At 72.1% G+C, this 16,013-nt stretch carries 17 protein-coding genes; 9 read left to right on the forward strand and 8 right to left on the reverse strand.

What is annotated here, in order from left to right:
• Nucleotides 1-74: 74 nt before the first annotated feature.
• Together ACWEOE_RS11995 and ACWEOE_RS12000 are read right to left on the reverse strand one after the other, a co-directional pair.
• Nucleotides 75-779 (reverse strand): GNAT family N-acetyltransferase, encoded by a 705-nt coding sequence (locus ACWEOE_RS11995; RefSeq protein WP_452007388.1) that lies wholly within the window; start codon nt 777-779, stop codon nt 75-77.
• On the reverse strand, nt 776-1,783 hold the full coding sequence (locus tag ACWEOE_RS12000) for an Lrp/AsnC family transcriptional regulator (RefSeq protein ID WP_452007390.1): 1,008 nt from the start codon (nt 1,781-1,783) through the stop codon (nt 776-778). Before ACWEOE_RS12000 ends, ACWEOE_RS11995 begins: the two co-directional genes overlap by 4 nt.
• Nucleotides 1,784-1,881: 98 nt before the next feature.
• On the opposite strand from ACWEOE_RS12000, the gene ACWEOE_RS12005 reads away from it, so the two are divergent.
• Nucleotides 1,882-2,241 carry an MFS transporter gene (locus tag ACWEOE_RS12005; RefSeq protein WP_452007392.1) on the forward strand — a complete coding sequence of 120 codons (360 nt, stop codon included), beginning with the start codon at nt 1,882-1,884 and terminating at the stop codon, nt 2,239-2,241.
• 224 nt (nt 2,242-2,465) lie between these two features.
• On the opposite strand, the gene ACWEOE_RS12010 is transcribed toward ACWEOE_RS12005, so the two are convergent.
• On the reverse strand, nt 2,466-3,539 hold the full coding sequence (locus ACWEOE_RS12010; RefSeq protein ID WP_452007682.1) for a type VII secretion protein EccE: 1,074 nt from the start codon (nt 3,537-3,539) through the stop codon (nt 2,466-2,468).
• A gap of 146 nt (nt 3,540-3,685) precedes the next feature.
• Here ACWEOE_RS12010 and eccB point away from each other — a divergent pair, with 146 nt between their 5' ends.
• Genes eccB through ACWEOE_RS12025 form a run of 3 tightly spaced genes read left to right on the forward strand, consistent with a single transcriptional unit; the run spans nt 3,686 to nt 6,471 of the window.
• On the forward strand, nt 3,686-5,107 hold the full coding sequence (gene eccB, locus ACWEOE_RS12015) for a type VII secretion protein EccB (RefSeq protein WP_452007394.1): 1,422 nt from the start codon (nt 3,686-3,688) through the stop codon (nt 5,105-5,107).
• A 14-nt stretch (nt 5,108-5,121) separates the two neighbouring features.
• Nucleotides 5,122-5,799: a response regulator gene (locus ACWEOE_RS12020; protein WP_452007396.1), complete on the forward strand. Its 678-nt coding sequence runs from the start codon at nt 5,122-5,124 to the stop codon at nt 5,797-5,799.
• Nucleotides 5,800-5,802: 3 nt separating this feature from the next.
• Nucleotides 5,803-6,471 carry a response regulator gene (locus ACWEOE_RS12025; protein ID WP_452007398.1) on the forward strand — a complete coding sequence of 223 codons (669 nt, stop codon included), beginning with the start codon at nt 5,803-5,805 and terminating at the stop codon, nt 6,469-6,471.
• A gap of 348 nt (nt 6,472-6,819) precedes the next feature.
• Here ACWEOE_RS12025 and ACWEOE_RS12030 read toward each other — a convergent pair whose 3' ends face one another.
• Entirely contained in the window at nt 6,820-7,614 is a 795-nt protein-coding gene (locus tag ACWEOE_RS12030; protein ID WP_452007684.1) for a carbon-nitrogen hydrolase family protein, read from the reverse strand.
• An 84-nt stretch (nt 7,615-7,698) separates the two neighbouring features.
• Here ACWEOE_RS12030 and hisD point away from each other — a divergent pair, with 84 nt between their 5' ends.
• The 3 genes from hisD to hisB are packed head-to-tail and all read left to right on the forward strand — an operon-like array spanning nt 7,699 to nt 10,729.
• Nucleotides 7,699-9,024 (forward strand): histidinol dehydrogenase, encoded by a 1,326-nt coding sequence (gene hisD, locus ACWEOE_RS12035; RefSeq protein WP_452007400.1) that lies wholly within the window; start codon nt 7,699-7,701, stop codon nt 9,022-9,024.
• Complete coding sequence (locus ACWEOE_RS12040; protein WP_452007401.1) at nt 9,021-10,133, forward strand: histidinol-phosphate transaminase; 1,113 nt, start codon at nt 9,021-9,023, stop codon at nt 10,131-10,133. The genes hisD and ACWEOE_RS12040 overlap by 4 nt, the downstream gene beginning before the upstream one ends.
• Entirely contained in the window at nt 10,130-10,729 is a 600-nt protein-coding gene (gene hisB, locus ACWEOE_RS12045) for an imidazoleglycerol-phosphate dehydratase HisB (RefSeq protein ID WP_452007403.1), read from the forward strand. The genes ACWEOE_RS12040 and hisB overlap by 4 nt, the downstream gene beginning before the upstream one ends.
• A gap of 26 nt (nt 10,730-10,755) precedes the next feature.
• On the opposite strand, the gene ACWEOE_RS12050 is transcribed toward hisB, so the two are convergent.
• Nucleotides 10,756-11,259, reverse strand: coding sequence for a GNAT family N-acetyltransferase (locus ACWEOE_RS12050; protein WP_452007405.1), 504 nt, complete (start codon nt 11,257-11,259; stop codon nt 10,756-10,758).
• A gap of 150 nt (nt 11,260-11,409) precedes the next feature.
• Here ACWEOE_RS12050 and ACWEOE_RS12055 point away from each other — a divergent pair, with 150 nt between their 5' ends.
• Nucleotides 11,410-11,568 (forward strand): hypothetical protein, encoded by a 159-nt coding sequence (locus tag ACWEOE_RS12055; protein WP_285969281.1) that lies wholly within the window; start codon nt 11,410-11,412, stop codon nt 11,566-11,568.
• A 21-nt stretch (nt 11,569-11,589) separates the two neighbouring features.
• Here the strand turns inward: ACWEOE_RS12055 and ACWEOE_RS12060 are convergent, their stop codons facing one another.
• Nucleotides 11,590-13,773, reverse strand: a complete 2,184-nt coding sequence (locus ACWEOE_RS12060) for an MMPL family transporter (RefSeq protein ID WP_452007407.1) — start codon at nt 13,771-13,773, stop codon at nt 11,590-11,592.
• A gap of 206 nt (nt 13,774-13,979) precedes the next feature.
• Between ACWEOE_RS12060 and ACWEOE_RS12065 the strand changes: the two genes are divergently transcribed.
• Complete coding sequence (locus tag ACWEOE_RS12065) at nt 13,980-14,555, forward strand: TetR/AcrR family transcriptional regulator (protein ID WP_452007409.1); 576 nt, start codon at nt 13,980-13,982, stop codon at nt 14,553-14,555.
• A gap of 379 nt (nt 14,556-14,934) precedes the next feature.
• On the opposite strand, the gene ACWEOE_RS12070 is transcribed toward ACWEOE_RS12065, so the two are convergent.
• A complete protein-coding gene (locus ACWEOE_RS12070) occupies nt 14,935-15,480 on the reverse strand; it encodes an RNA 2'-phosphotransferase (protein ID WP_452007411.1) in 546 nt (181 codons plus the stop codon).
• 46 nt (nt 15,481-15,526) lie between these two features.
• Entirely contained in the window at nt 15,527-15,988 is a 462-nt protein-coding gene (soxR, locus tag ACWEOE_RS12075) for a redox-sensitive transcriptional activator SoxR (protein WP_452007413.1), read from the reverse strand.
• Between the last annotated feature and the right edge of the window lie 25 nt (nt 15,989-16,013).

Consider the following 16,013-nt stretch of genomic DNA (forward strand, 5'->3'; position numbering starts at 1 on the left):
ATCGTCGAAGAGCCGGTCTTCGCGCTCGGACTCACGGGCCCGGACCGCGGCGATCCAGTACGCGCTGCCCACCGTCACAGCGTCCACCAGGTGGCCGTGCCGACCGTGGTGAAGCCGAGGGAGTCGTAGAGCGGTTTGCCGGGTTTGGCGGCGGTGAGGGTGACGGCGCGTCCGTCCACTTCGGACAGGACGGTGTGCATCAGTGCCCGGCCGACGCCCCGGGAACGCTGGGCAGGCAGGGTGGTCACCCAGTAGAGCCCGACGGCCGCTCCGTCGTCGACGGCGAGGCAGGCGCCGGCGGGTTCGTCGTCGCGGGTGATGAGCCAGGTGCTCACGCCGGCGCGGTCCAGCAGAGCGGGCGGGAAGACCTCGCCGCGGACGTAGGGCTGGTGGCGGTCGAGCGGAAAGCCATGGACGACCACGTTTTCCACCGTCGCGAGCAGGTCCGGATCCTCTACGCGCAACGCACTGCGCTCGCCGAAGCCGGGGCCGGTGCGGGTCATCACGGGCAGCTGCCGTGAGGTGAAGCCGAGCGGGCTCAGGTCCACTGTGGAGTACGCGTCTTCGACCAGCACCACCGGTGCGTTCTTGGCCAGCTCGATGAGCTCGGCGACGTCGTCGGCGCTCGGGGTCGCGGTGCGCAGCACGATCCGCGTGCCGCTGCGCTCGCTGCCGTGCACGCACACGAACCCGGGCCGCGTGGTCACGGCGTGGCCGCGTGTCTCGGCGACGACCGTCCAGAACGCGGCCGCGTTGGCCACGGCGAGATCCAGCGTCATGCGCCCGACCCTAACCGGCCGGTGGCCCGCTCGGGAGGGCCGATTCGACCGCCGAACGGAGTGCCAATCGGGCTGGCGGCCTTCAGCGTCCGCAGCACCGGTGCCGTCTCGCAGGTGCGGATGCCGGGCAGCGCGCCGAGGCGTCGGGTGAGGTAGCGGTGCAGGTCGGCGGAGTCGGTGCACAGGGCGTGGGCGAGCAGGTTGGTGGGTCCGGTCGTCGCCGCGACGACCGCCAGCTCGCGGTGCGCGGCGGGTGCGGTGCCCACGGCGTCGAGGTCGGCGGGCGCGACGGCCATCCACAGCAACGCCTGCGTGGTGGCGCCGAAGAGCGCCGCGTCGATCTCGACGTCGAAGAACAGCGCACCGGCGGTCTTGAGCTCCGCGAGCCGCCGCGCGACGACGGCGGGGGAGCGCCCGGCGGCGGCCGAGAGCTCGGCCTGGCCCGCGCGGCCGTCCTGGCCGAGGGCGGTGAACAGCGGCGCGTCGGCTTCGGTGAGCTCGACCGGACCGGGGCTGACGTCGGACGTGAGCTGCCGTTGTTGCGCCTCGGTGAGCCCGTCGACGCGCCCGCGCCACGCCGTCGGCCCGCCGAGGTAGGTGTGCAGCATCCGGTGCGCGGAGACGCCCGTGATGCCCGCCGTGCGCGGGATGTCGCGCAGCAGCAAGGAGTTCTCCTGCGCCGACGGCGTGACCACGATCGCGCACAGCTCGGTGCCGCCGCCCGCGAGCTTCACCCACGTGGTGTCCGTGCGCCGCACCAGTGCCGTGGCGACGCGCTGTGCCACCCCGGGCACCACGGTCAGCCGCACGAGCCACTGCGCCTGCCCGGTGAGGTGCGGGTCGGCGAGCCCGACCACCCGCAGGCCGGCCTCGGCCCGCAGCCGCCGGTAGCGGCGCGCGACGGTCTGCGTCGACACGCCCAGCACCGCGCCGATCCGGGCGAACGGGGCCCGGCCGTCGAGCTGCAGTGCGTGGACGAGAGCGCGGTCGAGGTCGCCGAGCATGCACTGATTCTGCTGCTTTCGGGCTTTGCGTGGAATCTTTGTCCACAAATCGGCTTGTTGCTGCAACTGCCTGCAGGCGGTGTCCAGGCTCCTGTGCCATGCCGAACGAACCCCGTCACCGCTGGGCGGCGCTGGCCGTGCTGCTCGTCGCCGAGGCGATGAACCTGCTCGACACCACGATCGTCCAGGTCGCCGCTCCCGCCATCCACGCCGAACTGGGCGGCGCGGCCGCCACGATCTCCTGGTACAGCGCGGCCTCCACGCTGCCGTTCGCGCTGTTGCTGGTCACCGGTGGCCGCCTCGGCGACATCGTCGGCCGCCGCCGGGTGTTCCGCCTCGGCGTGGCCGCGTTCACGCTCGCCTCGGCGGTCTGGGCTGCTACGGCGGTGACGGCCTTCGGGATGACGCGGGTTCGGGTCAGCGCGGAGGGCAGGGTGTCTCGCACTGCGGCTTCGTGACCCCGGTGCAGCGGTACTGCCCGGATTTCTTGCGGCACCGGTGTTTCCGCACTCGGGTAGGTGCCCACTTGCCGGGCGCGCGAGACGGGATCGGGTCAGCGCGGGGGCAGGGTGCGCCGCACTGCGGCTTCGTGACTGTCGTGCAGCGGCACTGCGTGGCTGCCTTGCCGCACGAGCGCTTCCACACTCGGTTGGGTGCCCACTTGCCGGGCGTGCGAGGCGGTTCAGGTCAGCGCGAGCGGCAACGTCCGCCGCACTGCCGCTTCGTGACCGCCGTGCAGCGGCACCACCGAAACTCCCTGCGGCACCGGCGCTTCCGCACCCGACCGGGCGCCCACCCGCACCGTGACGTCCACCCGCTCTCGCCCACCGGGCGTACGGCGCAACGTGGCCGAGGTGGCCGTGAACGCGGCTTCGGGCACAGCCAGGCCGAGGATCCGCGCGAGGCCCCGCGTCGAACGCGGTCGGTAGCACGTCTGGGTGGCCCCGGACCACGACCAGGCGCGCCAGCCGTCGCCGTCGGTCTCCAGGGGGACCGGTGAGGCGGGCACGCCCAGGGCCACCCGCAGTTCCGTGGTCAGCTCGCCGGCTTCGAGGACCGTGGACGGGTAGCCCGCCTCGGCGAGGGCGACCATGAGGCTCAGCGCCGCGCTCGCCGTGCTGCGCAAGGCGCCCAGTTCGCCGCCGCCGCGGGCGAGGGCGGCGATGGGGGCGTCGGCGGGGCGGTAGCGGACGGCGAGCCAGCGCGCGCGGTACACCTGCGGGCCACGCGGCACGGCCCACGTCAGCAGCTGCACGGCGGCGAGCGGGATGTCGGTGCCGTGGAAGGACTTGCGCAGGATCGCGAGCAGCGCGTCGGCCGGGGGTTCGCCGGCGCCGGGGGTGAGGCGGACGATGGCGCTCCAGTCGCCGTCGACCTCGGCGACGCCGAAGCGGTTGCCGGCGCGGTCCACGTGCTGGCGCACCCGCACCGGCCCGGCGACGCGGTGCAGCGGGTCGGGGCTGTCGCGGCGGCTGTCGTGGCGGCGCAGCCGGTAGCCGAGCCACGCGCCCGCCCACGCGGCGAAGTGCCGGCCGCCCACGCGCACCGACGTGGTCAGCACCAGCACTCCCGCGACCGCGGCCACGGTGATCCGCGCAGGCTGCGCGACCTCGCCGACGGTGAACACGAGCAGCACCGCGATCGCCGCGATCTCCCACAGCGCGGCCTGCAGCGGCCGGATCGGCAGCAGCCACGGCAGCGCGGCGGTGCCGGCCCGCGAAGGCGGCGCGGCCACCGGTGCCGGCAGGGCTGACACGGACACGGACGAACCCCTTCCCGGGCGGTACCGGTAACGCTAGTGCCCCACACACCGCCGCGAGGGCGTAAAAATTACCCTCGTCCTCCGCGTCCGCGCGCTCCTACGCTCGCGCCCGGAACAAGGCGTGAGGGGGCCGGAGCAGCGTGTGGACGCAGCGGGACCAGATCCAGGCCTACCAGTTCCTGCGCCGCAGGCTCGTGTCCGCGCTCGTGGCCGCCGACGCCAACCACCCCGTCTCGCCCAGCCGCCGGCTCGTGCTCGGCACGGTGCTGGGCCTGGCCGCCGCGCTGCTGGTCACGGCCGTGTTCGGCGTGATCGGCCTGCTCAACCCCTCCGGCGGCAAGGATTGGCTCGCCGGCGGGCGCGTGATCGTCGAGGAGGGCACGGGCGCCCGGTTCGTGCTCGGTGCCGACGGCGCGGTGCACCCGGTGCTGAACTACGCCTCGGCCCGCCTCCTCGCCGGCGGCAAGGGCGACGCGACCGTGTCCGTCTCCTCCACCGATCTGGGCACGGCCCCGCGCGGCACGGAGATCGGCATCTCCGGTGCCCCCGACTCCCTGCCCGCCACGACGGCGCTGGTCTCGGCGCCGTGGACCAGCTGCAGCCGCACGACGCAGGACGCGCCCGCGTCGGCCGAGCCGCTGGTGGCGGTGGTGCTCGGCGCGCCGTCGGCGGGCACGCAGCTGCCGCGCGGCTCGGGCGTGATCGTCCGGCTGCCCGACGGCGAGCGGTACCTCGTGGCCGACGGCCGCCGCTACCGGCTCAGCGACGAGGCCGCGGCCGCGCTGCAGTTCGACAGCTACCCGACCATCGCCGTGTCGTCGCGGTGGATCGACACCGTGCCCGCCGGGCGCGATCTGGGCGAGATCGCGGTGCCCGGCGCCGGCGGCCCCGGCCCGCACGTCGGCGGCGTGAACACCCGCGTCGGCGAGGTCCTCGGTGTGGTCGACGCGATGGCCGGCGCCGGCGACGCCACCTCGTACTACCTCGTGCACGCCGACGGCCTCGAACCCGTCGGCCAGACCGAGGCGAGCCTGCTCGTCACCACCCCCGCCAACGACTCCGCCTACGACGGCGACCCGGCGCCCGTCCGCGTCCGCGCGGCCGACGTCGCCGCGGTGCCCAAGGTCGCGGCGACGCGCGCCGGTGGCGCCGACCCGGCGGCGTACCCCGACCGGATCCCCGGCAAGGCGCCGATCACCGGCTCGTCGGTCACGCTCTGCGCGCAGGGTGGGCGCATCTTCGTCTCCGCCGACGTGCCCGTGCCGCCGGGCGGGCGCGCCCTGCCGGTGACCACGCGACGTGACGCCCGCGTGGCCGACGAGGTGTACGTGCCGCCCTCGGGTGGCGCCGTGGTTTCCGACGCGGGCTCCGGCACGACCTACCTGGTCACGGACCTGGGCCGAAAATATCCGGTCGCGACCGCCCCGGCGCTCGCCTCGCTCGGTTACGGTTCGGTGGCCAGGCAAGCGCTCGCGAGCGGTCTCCTGGCACTGGTGCCGACGGGACCCGCGCTGGATCCGGCCACGGCCGGTCAGCCGGTGCCCTCGGGTGGAACGGGGTGAGCGAGTCGGTGCACATGACTGAGGAACGACCTGTCGCGGCGGAGGCCACACGCATCCGGGTGGCGGTGATCGAGGACCACCCGCTGTACCGGCGGTCGGTGGAGCGCGTGCTCGCCGAGTCGCCGGACGTCGAGCTGGGGGCGGTGGTCGACTCCGTCGCCCGCTTCCACGTGGAACGCCAGCCGCCGGGCTCGGTGGTCCTGCTCGATCTGGGCCTGCCGGGCGTCGCCGGCGCGGCCGCCGTGCTGGAGGTCTGCGAGCTCGGCCACCACGTGCTCGTGGTCTCCGCCCAGGCCGAGTCCGAACAGGTCCTCGCCGCGATCTCCGCGGGCGCCAAGGGATTCCTGTCCAAGGACGTCGACATCGACGAGCTGCTGACCGCCATCCGCGTGGTCGCCGAGGGCGGTTCGTACGTGTCGGCCGTGGTCGCCGGCATGATCATCAAGGACAACACCGAACGCCCCGTGCCCCGCCCCGAGATGGAACTCTCGCCCCGCGAGGAACAGGTACTACGGCTCGTCGCGGCCGGCGAACGCGACATCGACATCGCCGCCATCCTCGACATCGGCGTCCGCACCGTGCGCGGCTACCTCGACCGCATCCGCGACAAAACCGGCGAACGACGCCGCCCGGGCCTGGTCAAGGAAGCCATCCGCCGCGGCTTGGTGGGCGGCCCCGGAAGGACGCTGTAGCTCATGACCGACTCCGGGGGAGAACCGGCCGCCGTGGCCGACGTCGCCGACCGCATCCACGTCGGCGTCATCGAAGACCACCCGCTCTACCGCGACGCCGTCGCCCGCGTCCTCACCGAGGCTCCTGACATCGAGCTGGGCACCGTCGCCGACTCCGTCGCCCGCTTCGCCGTGCAGGACCAACCCCCGGGCAGCGTCGTAGTCCTCGACCTGAAGCTACGAGGAGTCCAAGACGCCGCCGCGGTGCTGGAAGTCGGCCACATGGGCCACAAGGTATTGGTGGTCTCCGCCCACGCCGAACAACCCGAAGTCCTCGGCGCCATGCAGGCGGGCGCCAAGGGCTTCTTGTCCAAGGACGTCGACGGCGACGAGCTGCTCCGCGCCATCCGCACCATTGCCCAGGACAACGCCTACGTCTCCCCCACCTTGGCCGGCATGATCATCCAGGACAGCGAAGACCGCCACGCCGGCCCCAAGATCGTCCTCTCGGAACGCGAAAGGCAAGTCCTGCGCCTGGTCGCCGCCGGCGAACGCGACGTCGACGTCGCCGAAATCCTCAACATCAGCGTCCGCACCGTCCGCTCTTACCTGGACCGCATCCGCGACAAAACCGGCGAACGCCGCCGCGCCGGCTTCGTCCGAGTCGCCATCCGCGAAGGCCTACTCCGCTAACCCCGCCAGGCAGCAGCCCCGCCAGCTCGCGACCGCGACACCCCGCCACCGCAACGCCCCACCACCTCGCGAACGTGACGGACAGCCCACGAACCACCGCAACGGCCCCTGACCACGGCAGGGCCGTATCACCCAGGCCCCTCCCCGCACCCCGATCCGAAGCCGCACTGCGGCCGCCGAGCCGTTGTCAAGGCACGCTTTCCCGCCTTGACAACGGCTCAGCGGCCGTCAGCACACTCCAGCTTCGGGGTGCACGCCCACCGCAACCCGCCCTGCGAGGACAACCCCCCAAAAAACACAAGCCGCCCTGCGAAGGACGGCGCGGACAGCGACACACCGAACACCCCCTCACAACCTCCGATTACCCAACACCCCAGTAACCCCCCGAGCCTTGCCAGCCACCGCACCATCAACATCCACCACAACCACCTCCGGCGCCTCCCCCAACTCCACCAACACCCTCCCGAACCCGTCCGCCACCACCGAATGCCCAACCCCAGTCGGCGCCTTCGGGTTCACCTCAATCCCCGAAGCAGCCGGATCAGCCTGCCCACACCCCACAACCCAACACCCGGAATCCAACGCCCGAGCCCTCACCAACACCCGCCACTGATCCACCTTCCCTTCCCCAGCTCCCCAGGAAGTGGGCACCAGCACAACATCCGCCCCATCATCCGCAAGCCGCCGAAACAACTCCGGAAACCGAACGTCGTAACAGGTGGCAACCCCGAACACAGTCCCCTCAACCTCGAACGTCACCGGCACATCCCCAGCCGCCACAGTGTCCGACTCCGCAAACCCGAACGCGTCATACAAGTGGATCTTGTCGTAGGACAGCCGCTGCCCGAGCCCGGTGATCAAGAGCGTATTCCGCACCCGCCCGTCCCCGGCAGGTGTGAACATCCCCGCCACGACCAACACCCCGAACTCCGCCGCAACCGCCGACACCGCAGAAGCCCACGGCCCATCCAGTGGCTCCGCGACCGGCAGCAACGGCCGCCCGAACCTGGCCATCATCGCCTCGGGGAAAACCACGATCCGCGCCCCGTCACGCACCGCGGACGCCACCCCGGAACGAAGAAGTTTCAGATTCTCCCCCGGATCGTCCCCCGAATTGACCTGGCACAACGCGATTCGCGGCACGGCGTTCTCCCTCATCGTGGGACGGCAAGTCGCCACCGAGTATCCCCGCCCGGCCACCGAGAGCCACCTCGTACCCTGGTCACCATGCTGAACCGCACCGACCTGCGTGGGCAGGTCCCGACCGCCGCCGAACTGCGTGCCGCCCTGCCGCGGGCCGAATACGACGTGGACGCGGCCCTGCACCACGTGCGGCCGGTGGTGGAGGCGGTCCGCGACCGCGGTGTGGACGCCGTCCTCGAGTACACCGAGCAGTTCGACAAGGTGCGTCCGGAATCCGTCCGCGTGCCCGTCACCGAGCTGGCCAAGGCCCTCGAAGGCCTCGACCCGCAGGTGCGCGCCGCGCTGGAGGAGTCGATCAGCCGTGCGCGCAAGGTGCACGCCGACCAGCGCCGCCACGACGTCACCACGCAGGTGGTGCCCGGCGGCACGGTCACCGAGCGCTGGGTGCCGGTGGACCGCGTCGGGCTGTACGCGCCCGGCGGGCTGGCCGTGTACCCGTCCACCGTGGTGATGAACGTCGTCCCGGCGCAGCTCGCCGGCGTGCGTTCGCTGGTGGTTTGCTCGCCCCCGCAGGCGGCCTTCGGCGGCCGGCCGCACCCGACGATCCTCGCGGCCGCCGCGCTGCTGGGCGTCGACGAGGTGTGGGCCGTCGGTGGCGCGCAGGCCGTGGCGCTGCTCGCGTACGGCGGCACGGACACCGACGGCGCCGAGCTCGCCCCCGTCGACATCGTCACCGGCCCGGGCAACATCTTCCTCACCGCCGCCAAGCGCCTGGTCCGCGGCGTGATCGGCATCGACTCCGAGGCCGGGCCCACCGAGATCGCGATCCTCGCCGACGACACGGCCGACCCGGTCCACGTGGCCGCCGACCTCATCAGCCAGGCCGAGCACGACCCGCTCGCGGCCAGCGTGCTGGTCACCACGTCGCAGGAGCTGGCCGACGCCGTGGACCAGCGGCTCACCGAGCGCGTCGCCGCCACCAAGCACAGCGATCGCGTCACGCAGGCCCTGGGCGGCAAGCAGTCCGGCATCATCCTGGTGTCCACTGTGGACGAAGGGCTGCGCGTGGTCGACGCCTACGCGGCCGAGCACCTCGAGATCCAGACCGCCAACGCCCGCGAGGTCGCCGGGCGGGTGCGCAACGCCGGCGCGGTGTTCGTCGGGGCGTACGCGCCGGTGTCCCTCGGCGACTACTGCGCCGGCTCCAACCACGTGCTGCCCACCGGCGGCTTCGCCCGGCACTCCTCGGGCCTGTCGGTGCAGAGCTTCCTCAAGGGCATCCACGTGGTGGACTACAGCGAGGACGCGCTGCGCGAGGTCGCCGGCCGCGTCGTCGCGCTGGCCGACGCCGAGGACCTGCCTGCCCACGGCGAGGCCGTGACCGCCCGATTCGCGGGGGAGAACCGATGACCGACGAGGCCGTGCCGGGCGCCGAAGTGACGCTCGAGCACCTGCCGCTGCGCGAGGACCTGCGCGGCAAGAGCCCCTACGGCGCACCGCAGCTCGACGTGCCCGTGCGGCTCAACACCAACGAGAACCCGTACCCGCCGCCGCCCGAACTGGTGGCCGACGTGGCCCAGGCCGTGCGCGCCGAGGCCGCCGAGCTGCACCGCTACCCCGACCGCGACGCCGTCGCGCTGCGCACCGAGCTGGCCGACTACCTCACGGTGTCGACGCGGGTCGTGCTGTCCGAGGCGAACGTGTGGGCCGCCAACGGGTCCAACGAGATCCTGCAGCAGATCCTGCAGGCCTTCGGCGGCCCGGGCCGCAGCGCGCTGGGCTTCGAGCCGTCGTACTCGATGCACCCGATCATCTCCTCCGGCACCCGCACGGAGTGGGTGCCGGTGCCGCGTCGGCCCGACTTCACGCTCGACACCGCGGCCGCCGCCGAGCTGGTGGCCCAGCGCAAGCCGGACATCGTGTTCGTGACCAGCCCCAACAACCCCACCGGCGGGTCGATCCCGCTGGAGCAGTTGCGCGGGGTGCTGGCGGCGGCGCCGGGCATCGTGGTGGTGGACGAGGCCTACGCCGAGTTCTCCTCGCAGGCCAGTGCGGTCGCGCTGATCACCGAGTACCCGGCGAAGCTGATCGTGTCGCGCACCATGAGCAAGGCGTTCGCCTTCGCCGGAGGACGGCTGGGGTACCTGGCCGCCGCGCCGGCGATCGTCGACGCGCTGCAGCTCGTGCGGCTGCCGTACCACCTGTCGCGGCTCACGCAGGCCGCCGCGCGCGCCGCGCTGCGCCACGCCGACGCCACGCTCGCCACCGTCGCGAAGCTCGCGGCCGAACGCGACCGTGTGGTGGAAGCCTTGCTGGGGCTCGGGTTCACGCCGGTGCCGAGCGACGCGAACTTCGTCCTCTTCGGACAGTTCGCCGATGCCAAGGCGAGCTGGCAGTCCTATCTGGACCACGGGGTGCTGATCCGCGACGTCGGCATCGACGGCCACCTGCGCGTGACCATTGGCACCCCGGAAGAGAACGACGCGTTCCTCGAAGCGAGTAAGGAAGTGCCGCGATGACCCGCATCGGCAAGGTGGAGCGCACGACCAAGGAGTCGTCGATCCTGGTCCAGCTGGACCTCGACGGCTCCGGCCAGGTCGAGATCGCCACCGGCGTGCCGTTCTACGACCACATGCTCACGGCGTTCGGCGTGCACGGCTCGCTGGACCTCAAGGTCGAGGCCACCGGCGACGTCCACATCGACGCGCACCACACCGTCGAGGACACCGCGATCGTGCTCGGCCAGGCCCTGCGGCAGGCGCTGGGCGACAAGAGCGGCATCCGCCGCTTCGGCGACGCGTGGATCCCCATGGACGAAACCCTGGCCCACGCCGCGATCGACGTGTCGGGCCGCCCGTACTGTGTGCACGTGGGGGAGCCCGAGCAGTTCAACACGTTCACGATCGGCAACAACTACCCGTTCGTGCTCACGCGCCACGTGTTCGACTCGCTGTCGTTCCACGCGCAGATCGCGCTGCACGTGCGCGTGATCCACGGTCGCGACCCGCACCACATCGCGGAGGCGGAGTACAAGGCCGTCGCGCGGGCCCTGCGCGCCGCGACCGAGCCCGACCCGCGTGCGGGCGGGATCCCGTCCACGAAGGGCGTTCTCTAGGACCGCGAGGCCGGCACGACGCCCGGCTAGATCTCGAGGTGCGAGTCGACCCCGTCATCACGCAGGTCGATGTTCGCGCCGACGGATTTCATCAGGCGTTGTGCCGCCTTGTTGTCCGTGGTGGTCGAGGCGACGTACCGGCCGCCGCCGCCCTCGCGGGCCGCGTCGATCAGGGTCTCGGTGACCCACTTGCCGATCCCGCGGCCGCGGTACCGGCGGGCGACCCAGACCTGGGCCTCGATCTCGACCGACTTGCCGCGGTGGACGGGGTGCAGCCGCGCGCCGCCGACGATGGTGCCGCCGACCTGGATGGTCCAGGCCGTGGTGGTCGCCGTCTCCGGGTCGAGTGAGTTGCGCCGGTGGAAGGTCAAGAACGCCTCGCGCCGCTCGGTGGTCCAGCCCGGTGGGCCGTCCATCGGCGGCAGCACGTCGAGCGGGTCGGCGCCCTCGACCGCGACGTCGAGCAGCCGGATCAGGGCCTGCTCGTCCAGTGGTGTCAGGACGATCTCGGCATCGGCGGCTCCGCTCACCCGGGAAGCTTGCCACGTCGAGCCGCCGAGCGCGACGTCCGGGGGCCCGCGGATCGGAGGAGACGTGGGTCACGTGCTCGAGGGCGGCGTGTGCCGCGGCCTCGCTGCCCACTCCTGGCCTGGTCGAGACGGTGTGGGACGCTGGGCCTCGTGAGCAAAGAAGTTGTCGCCATCCTGCTGCTGGCGCTGGCCGGCTTCCTGGCCGGTGGCGTCTACTCCACGTGGAAAACGGCGAAGTTCATCGCCGTGGCCCTGGGTGTCGCGGCGCTGCTGGCGATCGGCGGTGCCGTCGCCTGGCTGGTCGGCTGACCCACCAGGCGACGGCGTCCCTCACACGCGGGCGGGCTCGCGTTCGTCGTCGATCGAGTTGTCCAGGGCCTTGGTGAGGCCTTCGCCTTCCACATCGACGTTGGGCAGCACGCGGTGCAGGCGCTTCGGCAGCCACCAGGCGTGGCGCCCGAGCAGCGACATCACGGCCGGCACGATCGTCATGCGGATCACGAACGCGTCGACGAGCACGCCGAACGCGAGCGCGAACCCGATCGACTGGATCAACGTCGACTCCGCCAGCACGAAGCCCGCGAACACGCTGATCATGATCAGGGCCGCGGCCGTGACCACCCGGGACCCGTGGCGGAACCCGGTGACCATGGCTTCGGCCGGTTCGGCGCCGTGCACGTGTTCCTCGCGCATCCGCGTCACCAGGAACACCTGGTAGTCCATCGCGAGTCCGAAGAGGACACCGACGAGCAGGATCGGCAGCATGCTCATGATCGGCCCGGTCGACTCCACCCCGAGCAGGTCGGTGAGCCAGCCCCACTGGAACACCGCGACCACGGCGCCGAACGTCGCGACCACCGAGCCCAGGAAGCCGAGCGTGGCCTTGAGCGGCACCACGATCGAGCGGAACACCAGCATCAGCAGGAGGAACGCGAGCCCGACGATCAGCGCGAGGTAGGGGAGCATCGCGTCGGAGAGCTTCTCGGACACGTCGATGTTCGCGGCCGTCTGCCCGGTCACGGCGAGGCTCGCGCCCGTCGTCTCGTGCAGCGGCTCGGACTGCGCGCGGATGGCCGCGACGAGGTCCTCGGTCTGCTTGCTGCTCGGCCCGCTCTTCGGGATCACGGTGAGCAGGGCCGTGTCACCGTGGATGTTGAGGCGCGGGGGCGTCACGCCGGCGACGTCGGGCAGCGTGCTGATGCCGGCGACGGCCTGCTTCAGCGCCTCGGGGTCCTTGTTCACGCCGGTGTCCACGACCACGAGCAGCGGCCCGTTGGCGCCGGCGCCGAAGCTCTCGCTCACGAGGTCGTAGGCCTTGCGTTGCGTGGATTCGGGGGCCGCGGTGCTGTCGTTGGGCAGGCCGAGCTGCATGCTCAGCGCCGGGATCGCGACCACGATCAGGCCGGCGAGCGCCGTGAGCAGCACGGGCCAGCGGTGCCGGGCGACGAAGCGCGCCCAGCGTTCGCCGTGCGAAGCCTTGCTGGGGTCGCGGCGCAGGCGCAGGCGGCCGCCCAGCACGCGGGCGCCGGCGAAGCCGAGGATGGCGGGCAGCAGCGTGAGCGCGATGAGCACGGCGATCGCGACGGTCGCGGCCGCGGCGATGCCCATCTGGCCGAGGAACGGGATGCCGACGACGGTGAGCCCGGCCAGCGCGATGATCACGGTGAGGCCGGCGAACACCACGGCCGATCCGGCCGTGCCCGCCGCGCGGCCCGCGGCTTCCTCGGGTTCTCGCCCGATGCCGAGCTCGTGCCGGTAGCGGGAGACGATGAACAGCGCGTAGTCGATGCCCACGGCGAGCCCGATCATCAGCGCGAGCACCGGGGTGTTCGAGTTCAGCTCCAGCGCGCCGGAGGCGAGGTAGATGCCCGCCATGCCGATGCCGACGCCGATCAGCGCGGTGAGCAACGGGATGCCGGCAGCGAGCAGTGACCCGAACGTGATGATCAGCACGACGGCCGCCACGGCCACGCCGAGGCCCTCGGTGGCGCCGGTCTCGGGCATCGCCTGCACCGCGTCGCCGCCGAACTCGACCTCGAAACCGCTCTGCTTGGCGCCGTTGGCACTGTCGAGCAACGCCTGACGGTCGCTGTCCGTGAGCTCGAAGCCCTTCACCTGGTAACTCACCTGGGCGAGCGCCACCCGGCGGTCGGGGGAGATCGATTTCGCCTGGAACGGGTCCGCGACGGTCGTCACCTTCGGCGCCGCCTTGAGCTTCGCCACCGTCGCCTCCACTGCAGCGTGACCGGCGGGGTCGGTCACGGTGTGCCCCGGCGGGGCCGCGATCACGACCCGCGCGGTCGCACCACCGGCCGCTGCCTGCGGAAACTTCGCCTGCAGCTGGTCGATCGCCTGCTGGGACTCCGTGCCCGGGATCGTGACCGAGTCCGAGAGCTGGCCGGACAGCGTGAGCGCGCCGATGCCCAACGCCACGAGCACGGCCGCCCACACGGCCGTGACGACGCCGCGGCGCCGGAACGACAACCGGCCGAGCCGGTACAGAAATGTCGCCACGAGTGTTTCTCCGTTTCGCCCGATAGGGCCTTCGTCACACGAACCAGTGACCCCGAAGCTAGCCGATCGGCAAGGGGAGTGCCAAGCCGATCGGCAAGTGTGTGACTAGCCGCACGGCTAGGAAATTGCTTGTTGATCGGCAAGTATCTCGGTTTGCCGACCGACTAGCGGTCACGTAGGCTTCCCGGGCTTGACGAGGAGGAACGATGACTACCGCCGCCCCGGCAGAAGACACTCGGACGCGGCTGCTCGGCACGGCGCTGCGGCTGTTCGCCGAGCACGGCGTGGAGGGCACGTCGCTGCAGATGATCGCCGACGCGCTCGGCGTCACCAAGGCGGCGGTGTACTACCACTTCAAGACCAAGGCGGAGATCACCGAGGCCGTCGCGGCGCCCGCGATCGGCGAACTCGACCACATCGTGTCGGAGGCCGCGAAGCAACGCCGCCGCGGCGCGCAGGTCGACTACCTGCTCGACGGGTTCGTGGACCTGGTCGTGCGTCACCGCGTGCTCGTCGCCCTGTTCTCGAGCGACCCCGGCATCGGCCGCGCGATCGAGAACTCGACCCGCGGCATGGAGGGCTTCAAGAACGCCCTCATCGGCATCCTGGCCGGCCCGGAACCCGACACCTCGTCCCGCGTGGCCGCCCTCGTCGCCCTCACGGGCCTCGCCATGGCCGGCGGTTCCCCTGACATCGCCGAACTCGACGACGAAAGCCTGCGCCGCGAACTGATCGACGTGGGCCGGCGCTTGCTGAACCGCCCGCGCCGGCACCACGACTAGATCACGGTGAGGTAGTCGGTCGTCTGCGTGCCACACCCAGCACGGCGGCAGCGATCCGCTTCACCGCCACCGGGATGTGATTCCGGGCGGGCACTTCGGTCGTGGGCCGCTTCGCGGCCGATGATCGGCGGGGCGGTGCCTGACTCGCCAGTGCTCGACCGACCGCGACGCCGCCCCGAGATCGGCGGGCGTGGCTGGTTCCCGGTCTCGAGTACTCAGCCGAGCAACTGTTCTGCTGCCCGCATCCAGCGCCCTCGGCCGCGCGGGGCACGACTGCCGGGGAGGGCTTGATTCGTGAACGCTCGGCCGACCGTGTCCCGTTGCCGGGTCGGCGGACTCGCCGTCCGAGCCGGCTGGTGCGGCCAGGCCCGCCGGGCGGTCAGGTCTCCGCCAGGTACTCCGGCGGCACCGTGGCGGTCAGCCACACGCCGTTCTCGCTGCGCTGGAACTCGAAGCCCGCCGCTGCCATCTCGCCGGCCGCCACGCGCAGGACCACGGCGCGGCCGTGGCGTCCGCCCACGGCCAGGGCGGTTTCGACCGCCGCCGACAAGTGCACCGCGTGCCGGCGCATCGGGCGCAAGCCCTCGCGGTGGATCGCACCCAGGAACCGCGTCGCGGTGCCGTGGTACAGCACGGCGGGCGGCGCGAGGGGCATCAGACCGAGCGAGACCGCCACGCTGTGCCCCTGGTTGGCGCGGATCCGCTCGCCGCTGTCGTCGAAGGCGAAGCGCTGCTTGTCGCTGCGCCGCACCACTTCCGTCAACTCCGCGCGCGAGACCCGCAGGCCGTGGGCGCTCAACGCGGCCAGCAGCTGCGCGACGCCGACCCAGCCCGCCTCGTCCAGCACGAGCCCGATCGACCCCGGTTCGTGACGCAGGTGGCGGGAAAGCCGCTTCGAGACGCGGACCATGTGTTTTTCATCCATGACAGCGTCCAGTGACCCACACCCGGACACCCCGGGCAACGGAAATTCAGATGCCGCCCTCGGAAACCGGGCGCAGTTTGCTCGCGCCGGGCCCGAAGCGGGCCAGTTCGTCGTCGGCGTTGTACAGGCTGCAGCTGCGCAGCGACAGGCACCCGCAGCCGACGCAGCCGGTGAGGCGGTCGCGCAGCCGCTGCAGGGCGTCGATGCGGGCGTCGAGCTCCTGTTGCCAGTCGCGGGACAGCCTGGCCCAGTCGGCTTTCGTCGGGGCGTGGTCGGCGGGCAGCGTGGCGAGCGCGCCGCTGATGTCCTCCAGGGAAAGGCCCACGCGTTGCGCCGCGCGGATGAAGGCGATGCGCCGCAGCACCGAACGCGGGTAGCGGCGCTGGTTGCCCGCCGAGCGTTCGGAGGAGATGAGGCCTTTGTCCTCGTAGAACCGCAGGGCCGTGTGCGGTACGCCGCTGCGTTCGGCGACCTGTCCGATGCTCAAGTGCTCCGCCAACCTCGTCATTGGTCCAGGTTAGCGCTTGACCTCG

This window comes from Amycolatopsis sp. NPDC004368 (assembly GCF_053602515.1).